This window comes from Bradyrhizobium sp. Kon56 (assembly GCF_055807635.1).
Genome location: NZ_JBVVOU010000667.1, coordinates 1 through 232, shown reverse-complemented (window position 1 = coordinate 232; position 232 = coordinate 1). Strand labels below are relative to the sequence as shown.

Below are 232 nucleotides of genomic sequence, written 5' to 3'. Positions count from 1 at the left end.
CCCGTCGGCCGGGTAGAGGTCCCTGTAGGGGCCGGCCTCACTGATGGGCTCACCCAGGTCGGCCGGTTTGCTGAGCTTGAACCTGTCCAGCACGGCGCCAAGGCGCGTCGGGGCCTGATTCAATGCACCGCTGGTATGCAAGGATAGAGCGTGATCGAGGGGCCATTGCCCATCGCGGATGTCGGCCACCTTGCTCACTACCGGCGGCGCTTTGGGAGGGATGGCCTCGGGC

General features: G+C 66.8%; 1 protein-coding gene. It reads right to left on the bottom strand.

Going from position 1 to position 232, the window contains the following annotated elements; all coding sequences use genetic code 11:
- Positions 1–189 (bottom strand): hypothetical protein (locus AC0L3B_RS40450; RefSeq protein ID WP_473383715.1); only part of this gene is annotated, 189 nt, incomplete at its 3' end.
- Positions 190–232: the final 43 nt, after the last annotated feature.